The 22,077-nt window shown below is 55.6% G+C and carries 20 protein-coding genes, 1 tRNA gene and 1 pseudogene; 4 read left to right on the forward strand and 18 right to left on the reverse strand.

Annotation, left to right across the window (positions count from 1 at the left end; all coding sequences use genetic code 11):
- Positions 1 to 10: 10 nt before the first annotated feature.
- Both KZ483_RS17455 and KZ483_RS17460 read left to right on the forward strand, forming a co-directional pair.
- Positions 11 to 892 carry a sigma-70 family RNA polymerase sigma factor gene (locus tag KZ483_RS17455; protein WP_220348764.1) on the forward strand — a complete coding sequence of 294 codons (882 nt, stop codon included), beginning with the start codon at positions 11 to 13 and terminating at the stop codon, positions 890 to 892.
- Between the two features lie 109 nt (positions 893 to 1,001).
- The gene (locus tag KZ483_RS17460) at positions 1,002 to 1,445 is read left to right on the forward strand and encodes a carboxymuconolactone decarboxylase family protein (RefSeq protein WP_220348765.1); all 444 of its coding nucleotides are present in this window, start codon (positions 1,002 to 1,004) and stop codon (positions 1,443 to 1,445) included.
- A 295-nt stretch (positions 1,446 to 1,740) separates the two neighbouring features.
- Here KZ483_RS17460 and KZ483_RS17465 read toward each other — a convergent pair whose 3' ends face one another.
- The 9 genes from KZ483_RS17465 to hrpB all read right to left on the reverse strand — a co-directional run bounded on the left by KZ483_RS17465 (position 1,741) and on the right by hrpB (position 12,441).
- A complete protein-coding gene (locus KZ483_RS17465) occupies positions 1,741 to 2,100 on the reverse strand; it encodes a Lin0512 family protein (RefSeq protein WP_220348766.1) in 360 nt (119 codons plus the stop codon).
- Between the two features lie 50 nt (positions 2,101 to 2,150).
- Positions 2,151 to 3,281, reverse strand: coding sequence for a DUF3900 domain-containing protein (locus tag KZ483_RS17470; protein ID WP_220348767.1), 1,131 nt, complete (start codon positions 3,279 to 3,281; stop codon positions 2,151 to 2,153).
- Positions 3,282 to 3,499: 218 nt separating this feature from the next.
- Positions 3,500 to 3,877 (reverse strand): VOC family protein, encoded by a 378-nt coding sequence (locus KZ483_RS17475; RefSeq protein ID WP_220348769.1) that lies wholly within the window; start codon positions 3,875 to 3,877, stop codon positions 3,500 to 3,502.
- Positions 3,867 to 5,276 (reverse strand): MFS transporter, encoded by a 1,410-nt coding sequence (locus KZ483_RS17480; protein WP_220348771.1) that lies wholly within the window; start codon positions 5,274 to 5,276, stop codon positions 3,867 to 3,869. The genes KZ483_RS17475 and KZ483_RS17480 overlap by 11 nt, the downstream gene beginning before the upstream one ends.
- A 78-nt stretch (positions 5,277 to 5,354) precedes the next feature.
- Positions 5,355 to 6,173 (reverse strand): helix-turn-helix transcriptional regulator, encoded by an 819-nt coding sequence (locus tag KZ483_RS17485; protein WP_220348772.1) that lies wholly within the window; start codon positions 6,171 to 6,173, stop codon positions 5,355 to 5,357.
- Positions 6,174 to 6,220: 47 nt separating this feature from the next.
- Entirely contained in the window at positions 6,221 to 7,012 is a 792-nt protein-coding gene (locus KZ483_RS17490; RefSeq protein ID WP_220353510.1) for an EcsC family protein, read from the reverse strand.
- Positions 7,013 to 7,114: 102 nt separating this feature from the next.
- Complete coding sequence (locus KZ483_RS17495) at positions 7,115 to 9,211, reverse strand: HelD family protein (protein ID WP_220348774.1); 2,097 nt, start codon at positions 9,209 to 9,211, stop codon at positions 7,115 to 7,117.
- Positions 9,212 to 9,594: 383 nt separating this feature from the next.
- A complete protein-coding gene (locus tag KZ483_RS17500) occupies positions 9,595 to 9,879 on the reverse strand; it encodes a DUF1294 domain-containing protein (protein ID WP_220348775.1) in 285 nt (94 codons plus the stop codon).
- 39 nt (positions 9,880 to 9,918) lie between these two features.
- Entirely contained in the window at positions 9,919 to 12,441 is a 2,523-nt protein-coding gene (gene hrpB, locus KZ483_RS17505; RefSeq protein ID WP_220348776.1) for an ATP-dependent helicase HrpB, read from the reverse strand.
- Between the two features lie 146 nt (positions 12,442 to 12,587).
- Here hrpB and KZ483_RS17510 point away from each other — a divergent pair.
- Positions 12,588 to 12,664 (forward strand) — tRNA-Asp (locus KZ483_RS17510).
- A 118-nt stretch (positions 12,665 to 12,782) separates the two neighbouring features.
- A pseudogene (locus KZ483_RS17515) lies at positions 12,783 to 13,186 on the forward strand (glutamate--tRNA ligase family protein).
- On the opposite strand, the gene KZ483_RS17520 reads toward KZ483_RS17515, so the two are convergent.
- Genes KZ483_RS17520 through KZ483_RS17555 form a run of 9 tightly spaced genes read right to left on the reverse strand, consistent with a single transcriptional unit; the run spans position 13,138 to position 22,077 of the window.
- A complete protein-coding gene (locus KZ483_RS17520) occupies positions 13,138 to 13,857 on the reverse strand; it encodes an adenosylcobinamide amidohydrolase (protein ID WP_220348777.1) in 720 nt (239 codons plus the stop codon). The pseudogene KZ483_RS17515 and the gene KZ483_RS17520 sit on opposite strands and share 49 nt — an antisense overlap.
- Positions 13,857 to 15,524, reverse strand: a complete 1,668-nt coding sequence (locus KZ483_RS28675) for a cobyric acid synthase (protein WP_258881308.1) — start codon at positions 15,522 to 15,524, stop codon at positions 13,857 to 13,859. Before KZ483_RS28675 ends, KZ483_RS17520 begins: the two co-directional genes overlap by 1 nt.
- 33 nt (positions 15,525 to 15,557) lie before the next feature.
- A complete protein-coding gene (locus KZ483_RS28680; RefSeq protein ID WP_258881309.1) occupies positions 15,558 to 16,694 on the reverse strand; it encodes a pyridoxal phosphate-dependent aminotransferase in 1,137 nt (378 codons plus the stop codon).
- A gap of 31 nt (positions 16,695 to 16,725) precedes the next feature.
- Positions 16,726 to 17,532: an adenosylcobinamide-GDP ribazoletransferase gene (gene cobS, locus KZ483_RS17530; protein WP_220348778.1), complete on the reverse strand. Its 807-nt coding sequence runs from the start codon at positions 17,530 to 17,532 to the stop codon at positions 16,726 to 16,728.
- A complete protein-coding gene (gene cbiB / locus KZ483_RS17535; protein WP_220348779.1) occupies positions 17,514 to 18,494 on the reverse strand; it encodes an adenosylcobinamide-phosphate synthase CbiB in 981 nt (326 codons plus the stop codon). Before cbiB ends, cobS begins: the two co-directional genes overlap by 19 nt.
- 1 nt (position 18,495) lies before the next feature.
- Positions 18,496 to 19,125 carry a bifunctional adenosylcobinamide kinase/adenosylcobinamide-phosphate guanylyltransferase gene (gene cobU, locus KZ483_RS17540; protein ID WP_220348780.1) on the reverse strand — a complete coding sequence of 210 codons (630 nt, stop codon included), beginning with the start codon at positions 19,123 to 19,125 and terminating at the stop codon, positions 18,496 to 18,498.
- A 54-nt stretch (positions 19,126 to 19,179) separates the two neighbouring features.
- Positions 19,180 to 20,235, reverse strand: coding sequence for a nicotinate-nucleotide--dimethylbenzimidazole phosphoribosyltransferase (cobT, locus tag KZ483_RS17545; protein WP_220348782.1), 1,056 nt, complete (start codon positions 20,233 to 20,235; stop codon positions 19,180 to 19,182).
- Positions 20,232 to 21,044, reverse strand: a complete 813-nt coding sequence (locus tag KZ483_RS17550) for a heme ABC transporter ATP-binding protein (protein WP_220348783.1) — start codon at positions 21,042 to 21,044, stop codon at positions 20,232 to 20,234. Before KZ483_RS17550 ends, cobT begins: the two co-directional genes overlap by 4 nt.
- On the reverse strand, positions 21,037 to 22,077 hold the full coding sequence (locus KZ483_RS17555) for a FecCD family ABC transporter permease (protein ID WP_258881310.1): 1,041 nt from the start codon (positions 22,075 to 22,077) through the stop codon (positions 21,037 to 21,039). Before KZ483_RS17555 ends, KZ483_RS17550 begins: the two co-directional genes overlap by 8 nt.

The raw sequence follows: 22,077 nt of genomic DNA on the forward strand, positions 1-22,077 counted from the left end.
AGCCGCTGCAATGGACTTCAGTCAACTGTATAAGCAGTATAAGCCGCTGCTGTTTTCAATCGCCTACCGGATGCTCGGCCTCATTCAGGACGCCGAAGATATCGTGCAGGACGTGTTCGAAACACTGCAGCAGCAGAATCCGGAGGATATTCGGAATATCAGATCCTACCTGGGCAGAATGGTGACGAACCGCTGCATCAACGAGCTCAAATCATCCCGTAAAACGAAAGTAGATTATATCGGTCCGTGGCTGCCCGAACCGATTGCCCAGCAGGATCTAAGCGATCCCGCCCGCCTGTCGGAGCGCCGCGACGATGTCGCATTTGCTTTTCTCGTGCTTATTCAGACGTTGGCCCCGGCCGAGCGCGCCGTATTCGTCCTGCGCGAAACGCTGGATTATTCATTCGAGGAAATTGCCCTGGTTACTGACAAAACAACCGTCAACTGCCGGAAGCTGTACAGCCGCGCAAAGCGTAAAATCGCCTTGGAGCGGCAGTCCGAATATTCAATGCAGCCCTTTCAGCCGGACCGGCCCGAACTGGCCCGCTCCTTCAGCAGCGCGTTCATGGCCGGCGATATTTCGAAGCTGATGGAGCTGCTGAGCGATGATGCGATCCTTATTACCGACGGAGGCGGCAAAGTTCGTGCAGCCGTCAATCCGATTTACGGTAAAAACCGCGTGCTTGCGCTCCTTTCCTTCTCGATTTCCAACAACGCAGGCGTTGCGAAATCCGTTCCGCGGCGAATTAACGGCCATGAGGGTTTTCTGCTCAGCCGGAACAATCGTCTCTATTCCGTCTATACGTTTGCCTATACGGAGGACGGGTCTGCCATTTCAAGAGTGTATATCACGATGAACCCGGATAAATTGAAGAATATTACGGAGGCTTGAAACGAGCTGGAGGGTTGCAGGACGTACAAATAATTGCGGTTGTGTGTCACAAATAGGCAGTCTCTCTTGTCTTGTATGTTGAAAGACAATTATGACCGATAAGGAGAGAATGTCCATGAGATTTAATTACCGCACAGCCAATCCTGAAGCTTTCCAGTCGATGTTGAAATTCAATCAATTCTCGGAGGGCGCCGATATCGATCCAAAGCTGCGGGAGCTGGTCAAAATTCGCGCTTCGCAGTTGAACGGCTGCGCCTTCTGTCTGGATATGCATACGAAGGATGCCCGGAAGATCGGCGAAAGCGAGCAGCGGATATACCTGCTGAACGCTTGGCGCGAAACGTCGCTGTACACCGGGGCGGAGAAAGCGGCACTTGCTTTGACGGAGGCAGTAACGAGGATAGGTGACCGGGGGGTTCCCGAAGAAGTATACGAGCAGGTTCGCTCGCAATTCAGTGAGAAGCAAATTATCGATCTTATTATGATCATTAACGTCATCAACAGCTGGAACCGGCTCGCGGTTGCGGTCCATATGGGTCCAGGGGAGCTGTAAAAGCAAACGGTCCGGCTGCGAACGGAACGATGCCGGGAGTTCTTCGCCGGAAATTCTTCAATAACAGAAGGACGCGACTGATTTCCGGTCGCGTCCGTTATTTATTAGGTTGTAATTAATTGATATAAATAGCGTACCGTCATCCCTGATGTAGATTCGTTACGGGAGCGAGGGGCATTTTCTGGGAGTGGGGCTTCGGTATAATGGGCGGAAGCTACAAAAATATTTCCTGCCCTTCGTACACTAAAGCACGAAAAAGCCGGGATACGAGTTCCCGGCTGCCGCCCTTTATATCCTAATAGCCGACCTCGACCGAGGCGATGACTACGTAGATTAAATCGTTCTTATCCTGCTTGTCCGGAAGTACGACGCCGCTTGTCGTCACCATTCCGCCATCCATTACTTCGACCGTAACTTTTCCGTAAGGAAGGACGGCCTTGACCGCTTCTTCATCAAGCTTCTCGCGGTCGCACGGAACCGCCAGCTTCACGTTCACTCTCATCGAATCCAGGCTGCCACCCGGCAGTACGGAGCGCAGCCCGGGCATCGAATTATGGTGAATAGCATTCTGAACGGCGCGGACTGCCGCTTTCGTCACGTTCTGTCCATGCAGATCGGTACCCATTCCAAGCTCAACGAAAAATAATTTGTCCATCGTTATCCCTCGCTTTCGGTTCTACAGAGAAGTATATCAGATTTGATGCGTCAAAACGGAGGTTCATCGTCGTCCGCCGCCTCCGCTCCAGCGGGCTGGGGTTGGCATTCGCTCCCCCGCTCTCTCTGCCGGCCGACAAGCTCCAGCACCTCCAGCAAATCCGGCGGCTGAAGCAGCTCGACTGGAGAGACGCTGCGGTCGAACTGAAACGCATCTCCTTCAATAAGCGCGATATAACGGCCGTTATATGTGGCAAAATGAACCGATTGTCCGAACTCCGACAACGGTCCTTTCACCGAAATGCCGTCCAGCTTGAACGCTACGCTGAGGTTCGGCTGATGCACGATCAGCCTCTCTGCCGCAGCCGCGACCTGCTCCTGCGACCAGCTCTCCTGCAGCTCGCGCTTCTCGCTCGCCGCCCATACCTCGAACCGCTGCGCTTCCTGCTCCCGTTCCTCGCCTTCCTGCCCCTGCCACTTCTCATCCATATAATCATGGACCATCGTAATCATATGCTCGCTCATCAGCTCCGGCATAGCCTTCTCATAGCTGACGAACCGAAGAAAATCTTCGAAATACCGCGCATGCGAAGCCTGGTGGATTTTCAGCTCCCACGGCTCCAGCATCCCCTCTTCCGGCATGAACGGGTATTGAATGGATTTCATATTGCGGGCGCTGATAGCCATTTCAACATGCGAAATAAGCTGTTTCTCATCAGCGATACGAGCTATTTTCGGCTCGAAATCGCATTTCAGAATGAACAGCAGCGGCTCGTCCGTATGACGGTTCGGCGTTGCCTTCACAACGATCAAGGCCCCTCCGCGAACAGCGGCCGCATCCATGTAAAGCCGGACAAGCTCATCGGCAGAGCCGTGAAACTCCTCATGCGAATCTGCGGTGCGCAGCCGCTGAAACAGGTTGTAATTCGGGTTGCTGTCCAGCTCATAACCGGGCTCCGCGATGAAACGTCCAATTTTCGTTGGCGCGTTCTCCGTGCTTGGGTGACGCTCCGCCCGACGCTTGCAAATACGCTGAAACTCTCCGTCCAGAAACGATTTCAGCTCACTGTCCGCATACTCCTCCTGATCCAGCGTTTGGAAATGCTTGAACGTCTTCGCCGTGTTATCCGGCCCGTCTGCTTGAATCACAAAGAACGATAAATAATGCACGATAAAATCCATTTGCCGCTTCCCCTTTCAGGTTATTAGCATAACACACGTTTTTGCTGCGTTTCTACATTCCATTGTTCAATTTTCCTTGTCCGGATGGCCGAAGCGCAATCTTCAGACAGCATGCGCATGGAAAAAGCCGGTTTCGGCACATACACAGCTCGTGCATGCGGCGGAACCGGCCTTTTGCAGTTAAACAAGTACCGGGACACCCGGATTTAAAGAAAGGGCTAAGCGAAGAGACTGATTAAATTGCCATCAGCGTCCTGCACGATCGCGTAGCGCTGGCCCCAGAAAGCATCCCACGGCTCGCGGTGCCCGTTGTATCCATTCTCCGTTATTTTCCTGAACAGCTCGTCCACTGCCTCGCGGCTCTCACACAGAAATGCAAGCTCAATACGATGGCCGACGGGCTCGTCCCAACTGCCATAAACATCTTTAATCGTTTCTTGTGTGTCAAAGGCCAGTCGGAAACCGCTTTGCTGAGCCTCGACATGAATATCGTCGTTGGCGCTCTCCGGTATTTCCAATCCCAGTATCCGATAGAAGTCCAAAGACCTTTTCATGTCTTTCACAATTATCCCGATCATATCGAGTTTAATCCCCATGACTCTCAGCTCCTTTAATAGATGTTCGACTTGTACGCCGCGAAAATAAGAAGTACATAAAAACACTGTATAATATAACCAGGATCATTAAAAGCGTTAAATTAACGTACGACAGAGACTGTGTACCCATTACGAACGGGTGAAGCGGAAATGCAATCATGGAACTATCCAGCAATTTTGCCGCCACAGCTGTGCCCAGCGCTTGAGCAATAAACATTCCTAAGCTAAACAACCCCATGCCGATTCCAATCTGATTGCCCCGAAGAGTCGAGGATACGCTTTCGGTTATTGACGTTTGTGAAAAAGCATACCCCAGATTCATAACCGCAAAGGCCGCCGCGATCCACCATACCCATTGATCTACGCTTATCCAAATTAGCGAAAATCCAAGAGCGATCAAACAGAGTCCCATAAACGTAACATAACCGGCCCCTTTTTTCACCATGATATCTCCGGCTATTTTTCCGCCAAATGCCGCACTGACCGCACCGGGAAACATGACCGCTCCTATCGTCCCGGCATCTAAAGCATATAATTGAGACAGCAGCAGCGGCAGCAGAAACATCATCGTCATAATCGCGCTGAACATAAGAAAACCGGTTGTGACACCGATTCTGTACAATGGGTCTTTAAAGAGCGCAGTATGGAGAAACGGATACGGATGTGCCCGAATATGAATTGAAAACCAAGCGCCCGCTGCGAGACTACCCAATAAATACAAAGGGTTCAATTGCGTTAAAAACAACATCAGTCCAGTAACCGCCAAACTCGCAAGAACAGCGCCAAGCAAATCAAATTTCCCTTTTTTCCTCTCCTCGCCAGGGAGAAATTTCAGGAAATATGGGATGGCAGCAAGCGTAAAGACCGGAATAAGAAATAAATATGCCCAATGAACACGGCTTGTAATGTTTCCACCGAGTACCGGTCCAACCGCAACCCCGCAAGAAAAGGCCGAGGTAACCAAACCGAACATTTTCGGACGTCCTGCAGCCGTAAAATAACGAGTGATGATTGTGTTGTTTATTGCAGGGATGGCTGAAGCCCCGAGTCCCTGAACGGCACGAAAGAGAATAACCATGACGTATTTGTCATGAAAAATAAAACCGAGAACGGAACCGGCAGCATATACCGCGATTCCAATCACAATAAGGTGCTTAGGGCTGAACAAATCGCTAAGCTTCCCAAACACAATCGATCCGATTCCAAAAAAAAGGATAAAAATGGTGACTACCCAGCTTACCTGAGACGGTAGCAAATGAAACTGCTCAGAGATGCTCGGCGTAGATACGTTGAATACCGTTTCATTCAGAACGGAGAAAAAAATGACATAGAGCAGCCAAGGCACAATTCGCCTTATATCAGCTTCACTCGGCCCGGATGCAGTCTTGGATACTGGCATTGAATGCCCCCTTTGTACTGGAGTCAATCAATACAATACTCCTTTCATTGCTGTCAAAATAGTAAAAAACGGACTTTCTCAGTCCGTTTTTGATAATTGTTTGGGCAGTATACCGTAATATCGCTTGAAGCTTTTTATGAAATGCGGTTGGTCATAGTAGCCGTATTTTACCGCAATGTCCGAAAAGCTCAAGTGAGTGCCGCTGTAAATCTCCTGCAGCATGCTTTGAAACCGGATAATTCCCAGCATTTCCTTTGGACTCAAACCGAGCTCACGAGTAAAGGTTTTTCTTATATGCCGTTCACTGAAACTAAGCTTTTCCGCCAGATCCGTTGTTGAAATACTCCCCTTAAAGGTGTACATATATTTGATACCCGCATGTAACAAAGAATTGGACTGAGCCTCATATACAGATAATAAATGTTTGAGCTTATGCTCAATGATTTCAATAATTTCGGAGACTGTATCAGCCGATAAAATTTCTTCAACCATAAGCAGCGCTCCAGCTCCCCATATATCTTCCAAAAAAACATGCTGTCCCATAAATGCAGAGACCGGATATTGTAATATGGAGCGCGCCGATTCCGAAAAAAAGCGGATACCGAACAAAGACTGGGCTTGGGAAAGACTTAGAACTTCAAACTGAGTCATCAACCCCTCAACAAAAGCGGCTTTCCAGCAGGAGGGTGACCGGAGGTCAACAATAATATCCACGCAGCCATCCGGTATGATCCGATGCATTTGATTCCCGTTGTTTGCATCAAAGTCCAACGTCCAATAACAAGCGACATGCGCTGCCAGGCTTTCGCATGGAGCATATTCGCGGTAGCGGTAACCGGGGTGCTGCAGCTGCTGCTGCAATTTTGGCGATTGTATAGGATGATATTCGTTCTTCATTCCTCGTCACCTCCCCGTTAATAGCCGGCTGATTGAGATTCAAATGCTTATATGTTTTGCTGCTCCAGCTGCGCGAGCCGCTCCAATACACGGCGCTTGCGGTACAGCATTGTCGCCGCTTCCGCTGCATCCTGAAGCGTGCTTCGGTTAATGAAAGCACCGAACAGCATGCCTGCTACCGGCACGAGCTGGAACAGCTTCTTCCACCCGAAGTTGTCGCGATAGACGGCCACAACTTCCCTCCAGCCCTGCAGCTGGGAAGCCATCTGACCTTGCGATTCCGGCTTGCCGAACAATGCAAGCTGCTCAAGGACAGCCTTCTTGCCCACAATGTCGGAGGAAGCGAACTGCAGACATTTGATGACGAATATGCGCTCTTCCTTCTTTCTCGGGTCGTACCCGTAGCTGAGAGCCACCTCTTGTATAAGCTTAAGCGATAGTCCGAGCAGCGCCGGTATATCGATTGCCAGTGTGAAAATCCCGCCGAAGCCGGTCGTTGCACCCTGCACGGTGGCAAATGCCGCCCGGCTGTGCGACAGCTCCTCAGCCGCTTTATTCATCACGGCGAGCGGCCTTCCCGCCGCCTCTTCGGGCGATGCCGCTCCCAGCTTGCGGAGCACCTCGCCTTCAGCGAGCAAATAGCGCCCGCCTGATTGCAGGAAGCTGCCGATTTCATCAACGGCTTGACCGATCTTTTCCTGAAGAAAACGCGGAGTCAGCTTATCCAGCAGCATGAACGGGATGCGGCCGAGCTTTTCCCAAAACCATATATCCTTCTGCTGCCGCTCCCACTTCACGATATCGGCCAAAGCCGATTGAAGCTCCTCTCTTGATTCCATCATCGCTACATTCCCTTCTATCTGTCCGTATCTGTAAGTACGATTATCTTTACCCGGGGATGCACAAATAACAAAAAACCCGCCTTGCGGCGGGGTAAGCATCTATGAATGAGCGTCTGTCGAAGCAGCCAAAAGCTGCGTTATCGTGCCGTTATAAAGGAGCTTCAGCTTATGCAGGGCGCGGGTGCAGCCGACGTATAACAGCTTTGCATCGTTCCCGCCGAAGCTGTGGCTGTCTGCATCGGCAATCAGAACGGCGTCAAATTCCAGCCCTTTGGCTAAATATGCGGGGACGACCGTTAGGCCGCCTCCGTACGCTTCCTGCTTGCTTTGGATGAGAACCGCTTCCAGTCCTTCCGTCGCAAGCCGCCCGGCGATTTCCTGACAGGATTTTGCGGTGCGTCCCAGAACGGCGATCGTTCTGTAGCTGCCGGCGTTCTGCCAATCACGAATCGTCCGGACGATCCGCTCTAACCGGTCGGAATTCGATGCCGCCTCTTCCACGTCAACCGGCTCTCCGCTGCGGAAGACCGGGACGGCCGGTTTAACGCCTTCTCCCATTGTACCAAGAACACGGTTGGCGAAATCAATGATTTCCATTGTTGAACGGTAGCTTCGGTCTAGCTCGAAGTACCCGCTCTCCCCTACATCGAACAATGCGGTCATTTCAATCCAGCTGTTGATCCCGGTATAACCGTGAATCCCCTGCTGCAAATCGCCAAGCACCGTCATGGACGAACCGCGCTGGCACAGCTTGAGCGATTCCAGCTGAAAAGGCGAGTAATCCTGCGCCTCGTCGATGACGATATGGTCATATACCGGCTGATCAAGCCCATATAGACGCAGCTGGATATAGACAAGCGGCGCCAAATCCTCCGGCTGGACTTTGTTTTGCTTCAGCCCTTTAACCGTAGCCGACCTTATGCCGCCCGGCACCATATGTGCGGCTGCCTCGTCGCTGAGAAGCGAACTATACAGCTGCGCCGCCGTGAAGGACGGGATCTTTTTGCAATAGGCGTTCAGTTTGGCGTTCGCTTTGCTTTTTAATTTCCGGTCGGTGTAGCGCCGCGCCTTCCACTCCGATTCCAGCCACCGCTTAAGCCTGCTGACCAGCCGCTCGCGCCGTTTCATAAAGGGCTCGCCGCTGTAATCGGTGATCAGCCATTCCCGGATCGCCACCGGCAGGAGCACTAAGCCCTCAATCGGCTCGAAGGGCTGCTGAGGCAGGAGCGAAGCTTCCAGCTGCTCCAGCTTCAAGTCGACAGCTTGCTTAAACTGCATGCTGCCCTTAATCCGCCCCGGCGCCCGTTCCATCTCTTCCCTGCTGCGCGGCTGCTCGAACCAGTATGCCATCGTATCCGATGCCTCATCGAGACGGACCTCTTTTTGAAGCCGCTCAAGCGCCCACTCGGCATAAGTCGTCTGCACAATGTCTCCGACGCCGAGTTCAGGCAGCACTCCGGAAATATAATCCAGGAACATCCGGTTCGGCGCAAAAATAACCATCCGTTCGGCACGGATCCGGTCCGCGTACCGATACAGCAAATAAGCCAGCCGGTGAAGCGCTACTGTCGTTTTCCCGCTTCCGGCTACCCCTTGAATGAATACCGCTTTATTTTTCTCCGTACGTATGATCCGGTCCTGCTCTTGTTGAATGGTCGAAACGATATCCCGCAGACGATTATCCTTGCTCTCGCCTAGCCGGTAAAGCAAGAACTCGTCGGTAACGGATTCCTCCTCCTGCCCCCGCACAAAGCTGTCGACGACGCGTTCCAGCTTTCCATTGCGTACCATGAGGTTGCGCTTCAGGTGGATTGTTCCTTCGACTTCGCCATCCGGCGACTCATAAGCAACCGGCGCATCGCCTCCGCTGAATGCATAGAAGAGACTTGCCACCGGTGCGCGCCAATCGATAACGAGCAGCTCGTTTGTGGACTCATGCGCAACCCCGGCTTTACCGATGTAAAGCGGCCTTGGAGACAGCTGCGACGGCTCCTGGAAATCAATGCGGCCAAAATAAGGCTCCTTGTACGCTACCTCCAGCCGCTGCCTCCGCTGCTCGTTCTGCAGGTCGAGCATCTGCTCCGTGAAATCATCCCCGGTATAACGGGGGCCTATTGCGCGCAGCTGGTTTCGAATGTGCCCTAGCACATTATCGATCCGCTCCGCTTCGTCTTGAAAGGCACTTTGAACAGACATGTCAGTTACCTCCCTCTGTTTGATGCGCACAACTTCTCTCTTAAGCTCCGCCCGCTTGGGCGGAATGCCGGGAAGCATGCACTTTAGAACGCAAGTCCGCTTTTCACTTGCCGTCGTTTCCACCGCCCTGCACATGCATATACAGCAGGCGAAAGCCGCATTCTCATGCGGCTTGGACGGGATTATCGATTAAGGTCGACTGCGGGTATTTGGCGGCTCGGTTGTCAGTAACTGCAACCGTTAGGCGCGATGATTCGCGGCTCGGTTGTCAGTTACTGCAACCGTTAGACTCGATCATTCGCGGCTCGGTTGACAGCGCGAGTGAATAATATAGCATAAGAAGCGGCGGCAGTCAATCTCTTCCATCGCCTTTGGGCTCGCATTTAGGCCTCGAGGAGATAGCGAAACAAAGCCACTGCAAGAACCGCATGGATCACGGCCATAACCGGAAGTCCGAACGCGAAGGCGGCATGCTTCGTTTTATGACGGAAAACCCTCATCGCCAGCCAGCCGCCGAGCGACCCGCCAAGCGCGCTGACACCGAGCAGACGCCGTTCGGGAATACGGCGCGTCCGCCCGTTGCGGCGGGCTGCTCGGGCTTTGTCGTCGCCCATCATGGCAAACGCCGCGATGTTGATAATAACAAGATAAGCAATAATCGCAATCACAATAAACCTCCACCCAAACAGGATAATGACCCAATGTTATTACATTCGCGGCTTCGTCCGATTTGTCGGAATCGCCTCAAGCGGATTATCGGGCCAATAATGCTTTGGATAGCGGCCCTTCAAGTCCTTCTTCACTTCGAAATAAGCATTCTGCCAAAAGCTCGCCAAATCCTTCGTCACCTGTACCGGACGTTGAGCCGGCGAGAGCAGATGAATGGTTACCGGCAGCTTTCCACCCGCGATTCTCGGCGTTTCCCGCCAGCCGAACAGCTCCTGCAGCCGCACGGCAAGCACCGGGGCAGCCGGATCGCTATAGTCGACCGGTATTCGCGAACCGCTCGGCACAGCGAGGTGTGTCGGCACTTCCCGGTCCAGCTGCTGCCGTTCCTGCCAGCTGAGCATGGACTCGACAATAGAGCCCATGTTAAGCCGGCCCAGGTCGGTACGGCTGCGCATGCCGCCGATATACGGGACCAGCCATTCCGGGAGCCTCTTGGCTAATGTCTCGTCCGAAACGTCCGGCCATGCCGGATTGTACGAACGCATCAGTTCAATGCGCGATTGAAGCTGCCTCGCTTGCCGCGTCCATGGAAGAATGTCCAGCCCAAGCTCGGCAATCCCCGTCATGAGTGCTTCAGCCACCAATGCCGGGTCGGCGTCCGCAAGCTGACCCTCCTTCAGTACGAGCGCGCCGAGCCGCAGCTTCCGCCTGGCCCGAACCGCTTCAGCTGAACGGTCCCACTTAACCTCCGATTCAACCTTGATTTGATCGCCCATCAACTGCTCGAGCTCAGACAGACTGAGCGGTGCGGCCAGCTGTATCCGGCTGTCCGACCCGCTGTCCTCCAGCTCGGCTGCCGCCAAATACGGGGCGCCGGACAAAGGCTGGAGCTCGGGTACGACCGCTCCGCGCCCGCTGCGCAGCAGGAATCTGCCGTCGCCGCGCCGCTGGGCGATCCGCTCGGGATAAGCAAGCGCGAGCAGGATGCCTGTAATATCCGACCCGCCGCTTGGAGCGCTTTGGCCGGCGGATGATGCGCTCGGCTTGATGCCGGCCGCGCGCATCCATTCCTTCGCTTCGGCGGCAATCCGCCGGCGGGTCGCATCGTCAATTGCGCCCGCCGGCCGGCCGTGAAGCGCGTCGAGCCGCAGCCGCATATCAATGCTGCGGCTGCCGCGCAGCGGGTCGCGGTCGCTGAGCAGCGCCGCCAGCTCGCATGCGGTGCCGCCATGCCCGAGCTTGTCCGCTTCCAGCACCATATGCGCCAGACGCGGATGCATCCCGAGCGCTGTCATCGCCTTGCCGTGAGCCGTCGGTCTGCCCTTCTCATCCAGCGCGCCAAGTGCCCGCAGCAGTTCAAGTGCCTGCGTATATGCGGCGGCCGGCGGCTGATCCAGCCAGGCCAGCTCCGCCGGATCGGTTATGCCCCACACGGCCAGTTCAAGCGCCAGAGGGGACAGATCCGCTCCAAGCAGCTCCGGATCGCTCTGCGGCTGCAGCTGCCGATGCTCCTGCTCAGTCCACAGCCGGTAGCATACGCCTGGAGCTTCCCTTCCTGCGCGGCCCCTCCGCTGGTCGGCGGATGCGACCGACACCGGCACCGTCTCGAGCCGCGCCATTCCGGTGCGGGGTGAGAAGCGAGGCACACGGCTAAGCCCGCTGTCGATGACAATGCGGACGCCCCTCACGGTTACGCTCGACTCGGCGAGTGAAGTCGCAAGCACGATTTTGCGCTCGCCAGGCGGGGCTTCCGCAATTGCCCGGTCCTGCGCCTCCGGCGGCATGCTGCCGAATAGCGGCATGATCCGAACCCCGCCGCCTAGCCCGGCTGCGCCGAGAAGCCCTTGGACGCGGCGGATTTCACCCGCACCGGGCAGAAATACAAGTACATCGCCCTCGTGGCGCCGGACCGCGTCGGCAACGGCCCGTGCCACCGCTTCCTGGGTCCGTCCGTCCGCACGCTTCGGCGCATAGTGCGTCTCCACCGGGAAAGCCTGTCCTTCGCTGATAAGGACGGGCGCACCGCCAAGCAGCGAGGATGTTGGCTCCGCTTCGAGCGTTGCTGACATCACGAGCAGCCGCAGATCGCCACGCAGCACCGATTGCGTCTGAAGACACAAGGCAAGTCCAAGGTCCGAGTGCAGGTGACGCTCATGGAATTCATCAAATATAACGATCCCAACGCCATCCAGCGCCGCATCCGACTGGAGCATGCGGGTCAATACGCCCTCGGTAATCACCTCGATACGAGTCTTCGGTCCGACCTTCGTATCCATCCGCACCCGGTATCCCACGGTTTCCCCGACCTCTTCGCCAAGCGAAGCGGCCATATAACGAGCCGCCGCCCTTGCCGCCAGACGGCGAGGCTCCAGCATGACGATTCGCTGACCTTTCAGCCATTGCGCATTCAGAAGAGCGAGCGGCACACGAGTCGTCTTGCCGGCGCCCGGAGCGGCAATGAGGACTGCAGCCGACCCATCCGACAATCGAGCCAACAGCTCAGGCAGCAGGGCGTCAATCGGCAGCCCCGACGCATCAGACCACTTATGCTGATTATCCATTTCTAATGTTCCTCTCTTCAATTCCCTATGAACACTCATACCTTCTATTATAGGTATTCCTCACTTTCCGCGTCAAAGAAGAGTGGACTGAAAAATAGTTTGCGGCCGTGAATGTATCGTGTTGTGATACTGCTTGTCTTAAACGCGGAGCTGCGGTGTAGAGGCCTAACATGCCTGCCTGTCACGCAGGAGACCGCGGGTCCGAATCCCGTCAGCTCCGCCATTTCTCATAGAAACGACACATAAACCTTCGAGCAGGAGCTTCAACCCCCTGCTCTTTTTTCTGCTGGAGGAGGCCTTGTTATATGAGAGGACGATTCGCCCCCACACCGTCAGGATTCATGCATATCGGCAATGCCAGGACCCAATTGCTCGCTTGGCTTCAGGCCCGCAGCCAAGGCGGTCTCTTCTTTTTGCGAATGAGGACTTGGATAAGCAGAGGGCCTGTCCGGAACCTGCGGCACAGACTCTCGAGGATTTACGGTGGCTTGGTCTCGATTGGGACGAGGGACCGGATGTCGGAGGACCTCTGGCTCCATATGTGCATAGCCAGCGGCTAAAGCTGTACCTTGATGCACTGCAGAAACTGGCGGAGCAGAGAATGATCTATCCTTGCTTCTGCAGCAGGGCGGTGTTTATGATCTCGGCCGCATTCCGAAGGAATCCATCCCCGTCACGGATGGACTGCTTCAGCGGTTATTCGGATGATATGTGCGTGGAAACCGCTTCATGGACCGTCTCATAAACGATTCTGCCGATCATATTACCGAGTGTTGTGGCAGAACCGGCGTATGCATGCACCCCGCCGTATTTTTCAGACTGATTCGCTGCAATGACGAACGTGTCTGTCGTCGTACCGGTCGCAGCCAAGTGATTATAAGGATCGATAATGCCGAGATCGGAGAGCGCCGCGGTCTTCGCTTCAGTGGCCGTAATGACTGCATTGACCATGGCTGAGGAGGTCACTCTTCCGTCGATTAACAGGATGCTGTTAATGGTACCCGCGCTGTAAGCGGAAAAAACAGGGCGGACGGTTCCCGCCCGTGCGGCATTACCGATTCCGGCCGTCGTACAGCATACGATGGAGAAACGGTCTCCCTCTGCTTCTGCGACCGAAGCATGGGTCAATTTTGCCGCGGTCATAAGTCCCACTGTCGCAAGCTGGGAATACCCCCACCGATTCAGCATAGCCCTAATATCGTGGACTGGGTCGGAGCAGTTGTAGCTCAGCGGCACCTTCCAATTCACAAATCGGTCGGCGATGGCAACGCCCCCGCCATACACGGCGCTGCTGAGAGATTCAAGCGGTTCGGCGCTCTTGATGACAATCCGGTCCTCATAATGGCAAATACTTATCCCCTGCCAAACAGAGGATAAGTATACTCTGCAGCCCCCGCGGCGGAAGGGTTGGGCCATTACCGTTTCGCCTCCATATTGTTCATTCCCATAAAATGCCCGATGCGGTCCATGTCGACGTATGTGCGAACATGCTCGGCAAGCCTGCGAAACGCTTCTTCGCGGCGCTCATGAACCCGGACGCCTGCCGGCAGCGGCTCCAATCCGCGTTCGACTCGCATCCGGTTGAGCCACGCCCGGCGGAAATCGTCATTATGCAGAATGCCATGGAGGAATGTCCCCCATACCCGCCCGTCAGCGGATGCGCAGCCATCGGCGATGAGACCGCTCCCTCTGCCATCTCCATTGCTGCCTTCTCGAACCCCCCCGCTTCCTTCAAGCTCTTCCCTGTCCTGTCTCATGTCTCGCAGGCGAAAAGGACGGCATGGCGCCGACTCAACACGTGAGTGCGTTAATTCTTCACGCCAATGCACCTCACCCATATGTATTTCAAATCCTTCAACTGTATAGACTCCGTCCAGCCCCGGAATTTGCGCATCGCCGCAGGCCCGCTCCGTCCGCTTCTCCGCCGCGAACGTAACATCAAACGGAAACCAGCCGAAGCCCGGCGTTTCATCCTTGTCGGACTCCGTATGAAGCGGATCGAGCAGACGCTCGCCGAACATTTCATAGCCGCCGCAAATGCCGACGGTATGACCGCCCCCTTGGATGTGCCGCTCCAAGCAATCGGCCAGTCCGTTTTCACGCAGGAAAAGCAGATCGTCGACCGTGTTTTTGCTGCCGGGAATAATGACTGCGTCGGGGCTGCCCCACTGCTGCTTGCCCGTGATAAAACGCAGCCGCACATCCGGCTCGAAGCGAAGCGGATCGATATCGGTAAAATTCGATATATGCGGCAGCCTCAGCACCGCGATATCGAGTGTATTTTCCTGCGTCGACCCGGAGATTTCAGCCGATCCCCGGCTTTGGCTCGAGCTGTCAAGCGACAGCGAATCCTCGTCCTCGAGGCCGAGATCGGGAAGATAAGGAACGACGCCCAGAACAGGCTTGCCGGTCTTGGCCTCCAGCCAATCGAGCCCCGGCTGCAGCAGGGATACATCGCCGCGGAATTTATTGACGATAAATCCGCAGACACGGTCCCGCTCCTCCGGTTCCAGCAGTTCAAGAGTTCCAACGATGGATGCAAACATGCCGCCCCGGTCTATGTCGGCGACAAGCACTACGGGAGCCTCAGCCCAGTCCGCCGCCCTCATGTTGACGATGTCCCGGTCCTTCAGGTTGATTTCCGCCGGACTTCCGGCGCCTTCCAGAACAACAATGTCATAATTCTCACGCAGCGTTTGCAGCGATTGCCGGACGATGGCAGCCGCCTCCGCGAGAACCTGCTCGCGATAGACGCGCGCTGCGAAGTCTCCGAGCGGTTTGCCGTGAACGACGACCTGGGAAACCATGTCCTTCTTGGGCTTTAACAGTATCGGGTTCATATCGGTCGTTGCCAGAATGCCGCAAGCATCGGCCTGCATCCCCTGCGCTCTGCCGATTTCTTTTCCGTCCCAGGTGACATATGAATTGAGCGACATATTTTGCGATTTGAACGGCGCAACCGAGCAGCCGTCTTCTTTGAAAATCCGGCAAAACGCCGCCGTCAATATACTTTTCCCCACATCTGAAGCGGTTCCCTGCACCATTATGGTCCGTGCGAGCGGCTTATTATTCCCATTGTTCATGATTTTTCAGCGCCTCCCCTGCCTGACCCCAATTTATGATTCTCTCCTCCCGGAGGCTTCCTTGCCTTTATCCGAAAATAACGCTTGCAGCTCATGCAGCAGCCTCAAATGCTCTTCGCGAAATCGAACGGCAATGCGGCAGAACGTGCCGTCAAGTCCGTCGAAAAGGGATGCGTCCCGTATCAGAATTCCGCGCTGCCCAAGCGAGCGTTGGAGCGATTGCGAGGTCCAGCCTGATTCCTCCGGTATGGAAAAGAGGATGTAATTAGCAGCTCCCTCAAAGACAGCGAGCCCAAGCGAGCTCAATTGGCGGGCCAGCCAAGGGCGCTCCTCCGCCAGCCAGCTCAGCGTCTTCCCGCGATATTCTCCTTCGTCAAGCACGGCCTCACCGATTTGCTGTGCAAGAGAATTGACGCTCCATGGCACCTGCAGCTCCTTAAGCGCTGCAATTGATCCGGGCGAAGCGCACATATAGCCGAGTCGAATGCCGGGAATCGCATAAAATTTCGTCATCGAGCGCAGTACATACAGCCGTTCATGGTTCGCCGCTTCCGTTAGCAGGCTAAACTTCCCCGCTTCCGGAACAAAATCCATAAACGCCTCATCGACCGCTACCCTCTCGCCTTCCTTGAGCAGCAGTCTCACTGCATCCGGGTCGATAAGCGCACCGGTGGGGTTGCCCGGAGAACCGAAAAACCACAGCGCTTCCCCTTCCACGAGCCCCTCATTCCGCAGCGATCCGAGCATTTCCGTAACCCGTTCCAACGGCAAATGAAACCGCTCCTCCGGCAAAAGCGATATTGTCCTCACCTTAGAGCCGCATTTCCTTGCCGCATCACCGTATTCTGCAAAGCAAGGAACGGCAAGCACGGTAACAGCGGGCTTAAGCGCCCGCAGCGTTAAATCGATGAGCTCCGCCGCTCCGTTTCCGATCAGAATGCAGCTCTCGTCAACCTCATGATGCAGCGCAAGACTGCGGCGCAGCCCCCTTACCGCCGGATCGGGGTATCGTCCTATCGTTCCGGCATAGCTGACAAGCAGCTGAGCTACGCAGGCCGGCGGCCCGAACGGGTTCATATTTGCGCTGAAATCGGCAAACCGGCCGGCTTCAATGCCGAACAATTCCTGGGCGGTCAACAAGTCCCCGCCGTGGCCGAAACGCTCCAGCATAACGGAAGCCCCCCCTTGTATAAAAATGAATTCAGCGTACATGCCAAAGCGCGGCAAACAGCAGCAGCGTTTCAATTATTTCGTTCATGGCCCCATAGGTATCGCCGGTCAAACCGCCTAATTTACGGTTCAACCACCGGGACAGCACCATACCGCTCAACAGCGTCACGGCTGCCTGAACAAGAGCCCACAGCCATAGGTCTGACCATAATTGCCCGAAAGCGAGCCCAAGCACGATTACAACAAGAGCTTGCATTGCCAGCGCCATACCCGCATGACGAGCCCGAACCCCGGCAAACATCGAAGCAAGACCTTCCTTCGGTCTGGCAAAAGGCCACCAAGCCATTGAGCAAACAATCCACAGTCTGCTCCAGGCGCAGGCGGCGGCAATAACCGGCATCAAAGAAGGCCAGTTCTGCCGCTCGAACAAGGTGGCAAGCACGGCGAATTTCAACAGAAGTAGAAAAACGGCAGCCATAACCCCCATAGCGCCGACGCGGCTGTCCTTCATGATTTCTAGCATCCGCTCGCGTGGCCGGTGGCTGAGCACCCCGTCCGCGGTATCCATCAGACCGTCCAAGTGCAGCGCCCCGCTCAAGCCTGTCCAAACAATCAACACGATGACTACCGCAGGCAGTGGCGGCACGGCCAGCGATAGGAGCCATCCCGCACCGGCTGCTATTAATCCGATGATCGCGCCGACAAGCGGATAATAGACGACGCTTCGCGCAAGGATCAGCGGCTTGAACGGAATTTGTACCGGAACGGGTAACCGGGTCATGAGCTGCAATGCGGCGCCCGCCGCCTGCAGCTGCTCTCTTACCGAACGTAAAACCATAAGCCGACCACTCCCGCGAATACGATTATACTGACTATATAAAGCAGCCTGATGGCCATGACTATATCTATCGCAGCAAGCGGTCTTAGCGGCCAACCGAGACAGGCCCGCTCGCTGACGCGGCCGAAATAAACATTGCGGCCGCCAAGCTCAATACCAAGAGCGCCCGCTACCGCCGATTCGGGAATACCGCTGTTTGGACTCGGATGACGGCCCGCAAACACCGCTATTGCTTTTACCGCCCGGACGGCGGACTGACCGGGTGAGATTAGCGCGGCGAGCGCGAGAAGCATCCCGCTTATGCGTGCCGGGATATAGTTAAGCACGTCGTCGAACCGTGCGGAAGCCCAGCCGAAATGAACATACCGGTCGCTGCGGTATCCGACCATCGAGTCCAGCGTGTTTGCAGCTCTGTATAACATCGCAAGCGGAGCGCCGCCGATTAAGGCAAACAAAAAAGGCGAAACGAATGCGTCGACGGTGTTTTCCGCAACCGTCTCTACCGCCGCCCGCGCCGCGTCCTTCTCATTCATTGCCGCCGTATCTCTGCTTACGATATATCCGACGTACTTCCGTGCTTGCCCGAGATCTCCGGCAGCCAGCGGCCTGTAGACGAGCATTGCGGCATCCTTAAGCCCTTTCACAGCCATTGTGGTGGAAATAAACCAGGCGGACACGGCATATCCGAGCCATGGATGAATGAGTGCGGCGATTGTCGTCATTAACCAGAGTAAAGCAAGCGATAGCAAAGTAGTCGCCAGCGTCAAGACGATTCCCCTCCGCTTAAGCGTACCAGACTTCATCTCCACCCCTTCCGGGTACAGCCGGCGCTCAAGGTACCTGATGAAACGGCCGATCATGATAACCGGGTGCGTTGGCCATTTCGGATCCCCGACGACCCAATCGATTGCGAGAGCCGCCGCAGCGAGCATAAGCGACTCCGGCAGCGAATAGAAGAGCATATCACCGGTCCTCCAGCATGAAGGCATGCGCCTTCAAATCCAGCGGGAAGCCGGCCACCACCAGAAAAGCCTGCCCGCAGATGGCGGCCAGTCTTCGGTTCATGCGTCCCGCCTCGTCACGGAAACGGCGGCCGAGCGGATACGCCGGCACGATGCCGCTGCCCACCTCGTTCGTTACCAACAGAAGCGGGCCGCTATAGGACGCAACAGCGTTAACCAGCTCGTCCGTAACCGCGTCAAGATCGTGTTGTTGGCCTTTCGGTCTTTCCAGCGTTGGTTCGTCCGTTATACCGGCAGCCGCCTGATCTCCGTGCGGCTCAAGTTGAAGCATCTGGTTGGTCAGCCAGAGCGTCAGACAATCGATCAGCACGGCGGGCCGCTCCTCCAGGCCGGCCGTTTCGTTCTCGAGCTGTCTTATCGTTTCGGCAAGCGCCAGAGGTTCTTCAATCGTACGCCATGCGAAGCCGGCTGACTCGCGCGCTGTCTGATGCCTTTGAATCCTTGCGGTCATTTCATTGTCCCAGCTTTGCGCCGTTGCAATGTAAATTCCCTTCGATGAGAGCCGCATAGCATAACGCTCCGCAAAGTCGCTTTTCCCGCTGCGTGCCCCGCCTGTAATAAAGACCGCCATTTGATTCATCCCCTCCAAGCTGGCCGTTATGCAGCAATAATGCTTCATTCAACACTAACCGCGCGATATGCCTGCGCTCTCGAATGTTGCCATTTCGCGCATAATACTTAGCGCGGCGTCGACAAAGTGAAAGCTTAGTACAGCGCCTGTACCCTCTCCAAGCCGCATGTCCAGATGAATCATCGGCGACAGTCCGATGCGCGCGAGCAGCTTGAGGTGCCCCTGCTCACGGGATAAATGCGAGCCGATCATATACGGTACAGCCTGCGGCGCGATTAAAGAAGCGGCAAGTGCGGCGGAAGAGGAGATGAAGCCGTCGATGACGACCGGGCAGCGGTTTACTGCGGCGCCAAGTATTACGCCCACTAATCCGGCAATTTCAAGTCCCCCGACTTTGGCAAGCGTGTCCAGCGGATCCTTCGGGTCGGGAGCATTCAGCTCGATTGCCCGGCGAACGACATCCACCTTATGAAGCCTTCGCTGCTCATCAATGCCGGTGCCGAGGCCTACAGCGTCATCGACTGCTATTCCCCCCAGCACAGCACATAGCGCAGAGCTGGCAGTCGTATTTCCGATGCCCATCTCGCCCGTAGCAAACATCCGATAACCCCGTTCTGCTAGCTGCTCGACCAGCTCAACACCTGCAAGAATTGCGGACACCGCTTCCTCGCGGGTCATAGCCGCCTGCCGGGTCATGTTCGCGGTGCCTCTCCTGATCTTGCGGCTCATAAGCAGCGGATGGTCGAAATCGGCATTCACCCCGATGTCGACACAGCAGACGAGCGCGCCTGCCTGTCTGGCAAGCACATTGACCGCCGCCCCGCCCTCCAGAAAATTGTTCACCATTTGTGCCGTTACTTCAGCGGGAAAAGCGCTGACGCCTTCCTCGCATACGCCATGGTCGCCTGCCATGACGATAACTGCGCGCTGTGAGAGGTCCGCAGCCGGTTCTCCGGTAATGCCTGCAAGCTGCATTGCTATCGCTTCAAGCTTGCCGAGACTGCCCGGCGGCTTCGTCAACGAGTCAAGATGCCGCTCGGCCGCTTCAACGGCCTCTCTGTTAAGGGGCCTAATTCCTGCAATAATCTTGGCTAACGCTTCTTCACTCACTTGGTTATCCCCTTTCCATCCAGTTCGGCCGGGGGCTGACCCGGAAGCAGCAGCAGCTGCGGAACACCTGTTTCCGGATGCGGCAGCACTACCGTTTTGGCACCGTAAACCCGGCGTATCAAATCCGTTTCTATTACAGCGGAAGGTACCCCGAAAGCTTCCACGCATCCTTCGCTCAGCACCAGCAGCTTGTCGCAGTACTGCGCCGCCAAATTCAAATCATGCAGAACGGCAACGACTGTCATACCCTGCTCCCTCTGCCAGTTTTTCACTGTATCCAGCAGCTGCACCTGATAGCCGATGTCCAGATATGTGGTAGGCTCGTCGAGGAGCAGCAGCCTCGGCTCCTGCACCATTACTTTCGCCAGCGCCGCCCGCTGTCTCTCGCCTCCGCTCAGCTGTTCAAGCCGCCGGTGCTGCAGCTCCGTAAGTCCCATAGCTGCAAGCGCTCCGTCAATAAGGGATGAATTGTCCTTTTTCTCTTCGCCCATCCAATTCTGGAACGGAAACCGGCCCATGGTCACGACTTCACGAACTGTAAATCCGACTGAAACCAAACCTCCCTGCTGCAGCACGGCCAGCCACTTGGCCAGTTCCTTGCGGCGATACTCGCCGGCTTCACGTCCTTCAAGCAGAATACTGCCTCCCGATGGCGTTTCAACGCCGGATATAAGCCGAAGAAGCGTCGACTTGCCGACTCCGTTCGGACCGATTATCCCATACATCAATCCCGCTTCCATCGTAAACGACAAGTGTTTCAAAATGGTCCGCTCGCCAACCGCCTTCTCCAGGCTGCGGGCTTCAATCATAGGAGGCCCCCCCTTGCTGCACTTTGCGCCGATAAAGCAAGTAAGCGAAGAATGGCGCTCCGATGAGTGCCGTCACGATTCCAAGCGATATTTCCTTCGGGCTGAGCGCCGTCCGCGCAATCGTATCTGCCCACAGGAGATAAATTCCGCCTCCTATTGCCGACAGCGGTATGATGATCCGGTAATCCGGCCCTACAATGAGACGGAGCAGGTGCGGCACGACAAGGCCGACAAACCCGACTACGCCGGAGATCGATACCGCGACGGCTGTAAGCAGCGTTGAAACGATGAGCACAATCATCTTTGTCCGTTCCACATTGATACCCATGTAAGCCGCATGCCGCTCGCCGAATGAAAACAGGTTCAGCGGCTGCGAATAGCGGATGAGCACCGGCAGGCCGACCAGCAAGAACGGTAATATAAGCTGAACATGCTCCCAGCTGCGCCCGCTCAAGCTGCCCATCAGCCAAAACATGATTTCGTTCACAACGCTCTGCGATAAGGAAACCATGAATGAGACGAAAGCCCCGAGGAACGCCTGCACGATTACACCCGATAATATCAGCGTTTCGACATTTACCCCGCCCCGTGCCCTGGAAAGAGCAAATACGATTACAAGCGTGATGATTCCAGTGATAAAAGCGACAAGCGGCACGGACCATATTCCGATTACCGTCTGATAGCCGAACAGAATAAGGAAAGCGGCGCCGACTGAGCAGCCGGAAGCGACGCCGAGTGTAAACGGATCGGCAAGCGGGTTGCGGAGTACGCCTTGGAATCCCGCTCCGGCAAGGGACAGACATGCGCCGACCAGCACGGCGAGCAGCACACGGGATAAGCGCAGCTGCGTTACGATAGCAATGTCGCCATCATCCCATTGTCCTTTTCCCCCATCCATCCACGGCAGCTGGTGAATGAGAATGCCCCATACATCCCGAAGCGGAAGTCCTGCCGATCCTATAGACATGCTCACGACAGCAGATGCGACAAGGAGGAGCATGGCTGCTCCTCCGAATACGTACAATTTGACCAT

Origin of the sequence: Paenibacillus sp. sptzw28 (genome assembly GCF_019550795.1) — a bacterium.
GTDB lineage: Bacteria > Bacillota > Bacilli > Paenibacillales > Paenibacillaceae > Paenibacillus_Z.

What these genes read in the sequence shown, in the direction of transcription:
- KZ483_RS17470 (WP_220348767.1), bottom strand. Translation starts at nt 3,281, where the DNA reads ATGGATTTTATCGTGCATTATTTATCGTTCTTTGTGATTCAAGCAGAC.
- KZ483_RS17455 (WP_220348764.1), top strand. Translation starts at nt 11, where the DNA reads ATGGACTTCAGTCAACTGTATAAGCAGTATAAGCCGCTGCTGTTTTCA.
- KZ483_RS17490 (WP_220353510.1), bottom strand. Translation starts at nt 7,012, where the DNA reads ATGGAATCAAGAGAGGAGCTTCAATCGGCTTTGGCCGATATCGTGAAG.
- KZ483_RS17465 (WP_220348766.1), bottom strand. Translation starts at nt 2,100, where the DNA reads ATGGACAAATTATTTTTCGTTGAGCTTGGAATGGGTACCGATCTGCAT.
- KZ483_RS17485 (WP_220348772.1), bottom strand. Translation starts at nt 6,173, where the DNA reads ATGAAGAACGAATATCATCCTATACAATCGCCAAAATTGCAGCAGCAG.
- cobS (WP_220348778.1), bottom strand. Translation starts at nt 17,532, where the DNA reads ATGGTTTTACGTTCGGTAAGAGAGCAGCTGCAGGCGGCGGGCGCCGCA.
- cobU (WP_220348780.1), bottom strand. Translation starts at nt 19,125, where the DNA reads ATGGCGGTCTTTATTACAGGCGGGGCACGCAGCGGGAAAAGCGACTTT.
- KZ483_RS17550 (WP_220348783.1), bottom strand. Translation starts at nt 21,044, where the DNA reads ATGATTGAAGCCCGCAGCCTGGAGAAGGCGGTTGGCGAGCGGACCATT.
- KZ483_RS17555 (WP_258881310.1), bottom strand. Translation starts at nt 22,077, where the DNA reads ATGGTCAAATTGTACGTATTCGGAGGAGCAGCCATGCTCCTCCTTGTC.
- KZ483_RS17460 (WP_220348765.1), top strand. Translation starts at nt 1,002, where the DNA reads ATGTCCATGAGATTTAATTACCGCACAGCCAATCCTGAAGCTTTCCAG.
- KZ483_RS17480 (WP_220348771.1), bottom strand. Translation starts at nt 5,276, where the DNA reads ATGCCAGTATCCAAGACTGCATCCGGGCCGAGTGAAGCTGATATAAGG.
- KZ483_RS17495 (WP_220348774.1), bottom strand. Translation starts at nt 9,211, where the DNA reads ATGTCTGTTCAAAGTGCCTTTCAAGACGAAGCGGAGCGGATCGATAAT.
- KZ483_RS17520 (WP_220348777.1), bottom strand. Translation starts at nt 13,857, where the DNA reads ATGGCCCAACCCTTCCGCCGCGGGGGCTGCAGAGTATACTTATCCTCT.
- hrpB (WP_220348776.1), bottom strand. Translation starts at nt 12,441, where the DNA reads ATGGATAATCAGCATAAGTGGTCTGATGCGTCGGGGCTGCCGATTGAC.
- KZ483_RS28680 (WP_258881309.1), bottom strand. Translation starts at nt 16,694, where the DNA reads ATGCTGGAGCGTTTCGGCCACGGCGGGGACTTGTTGACCGCCCAGGAA.
- cbiB (WP_220348779.1), bottom strand. Translation starts at nt 18,494, where the DNA reads ATGCTCTTCTATTCGCTGCCGGAGTCGCTTATGCTCGCTGCGGCGGCT.
- KZ483_RS28675 (WP_258881308.1), bottom strand. Translation starts at nt 15,524, where the DNA reads ATGAACAATGGGAATAATAAGCCGCTCGCACGGACCATAATGGTGCAG.
- KZ483_RS17475 (WP_220348769.1), bottom strand. Translation starts at nt 3,877, where the DNA reads ATGGGGATTAAACTCGATATGATCGGGATAATTGTGAAAGACATGAAA.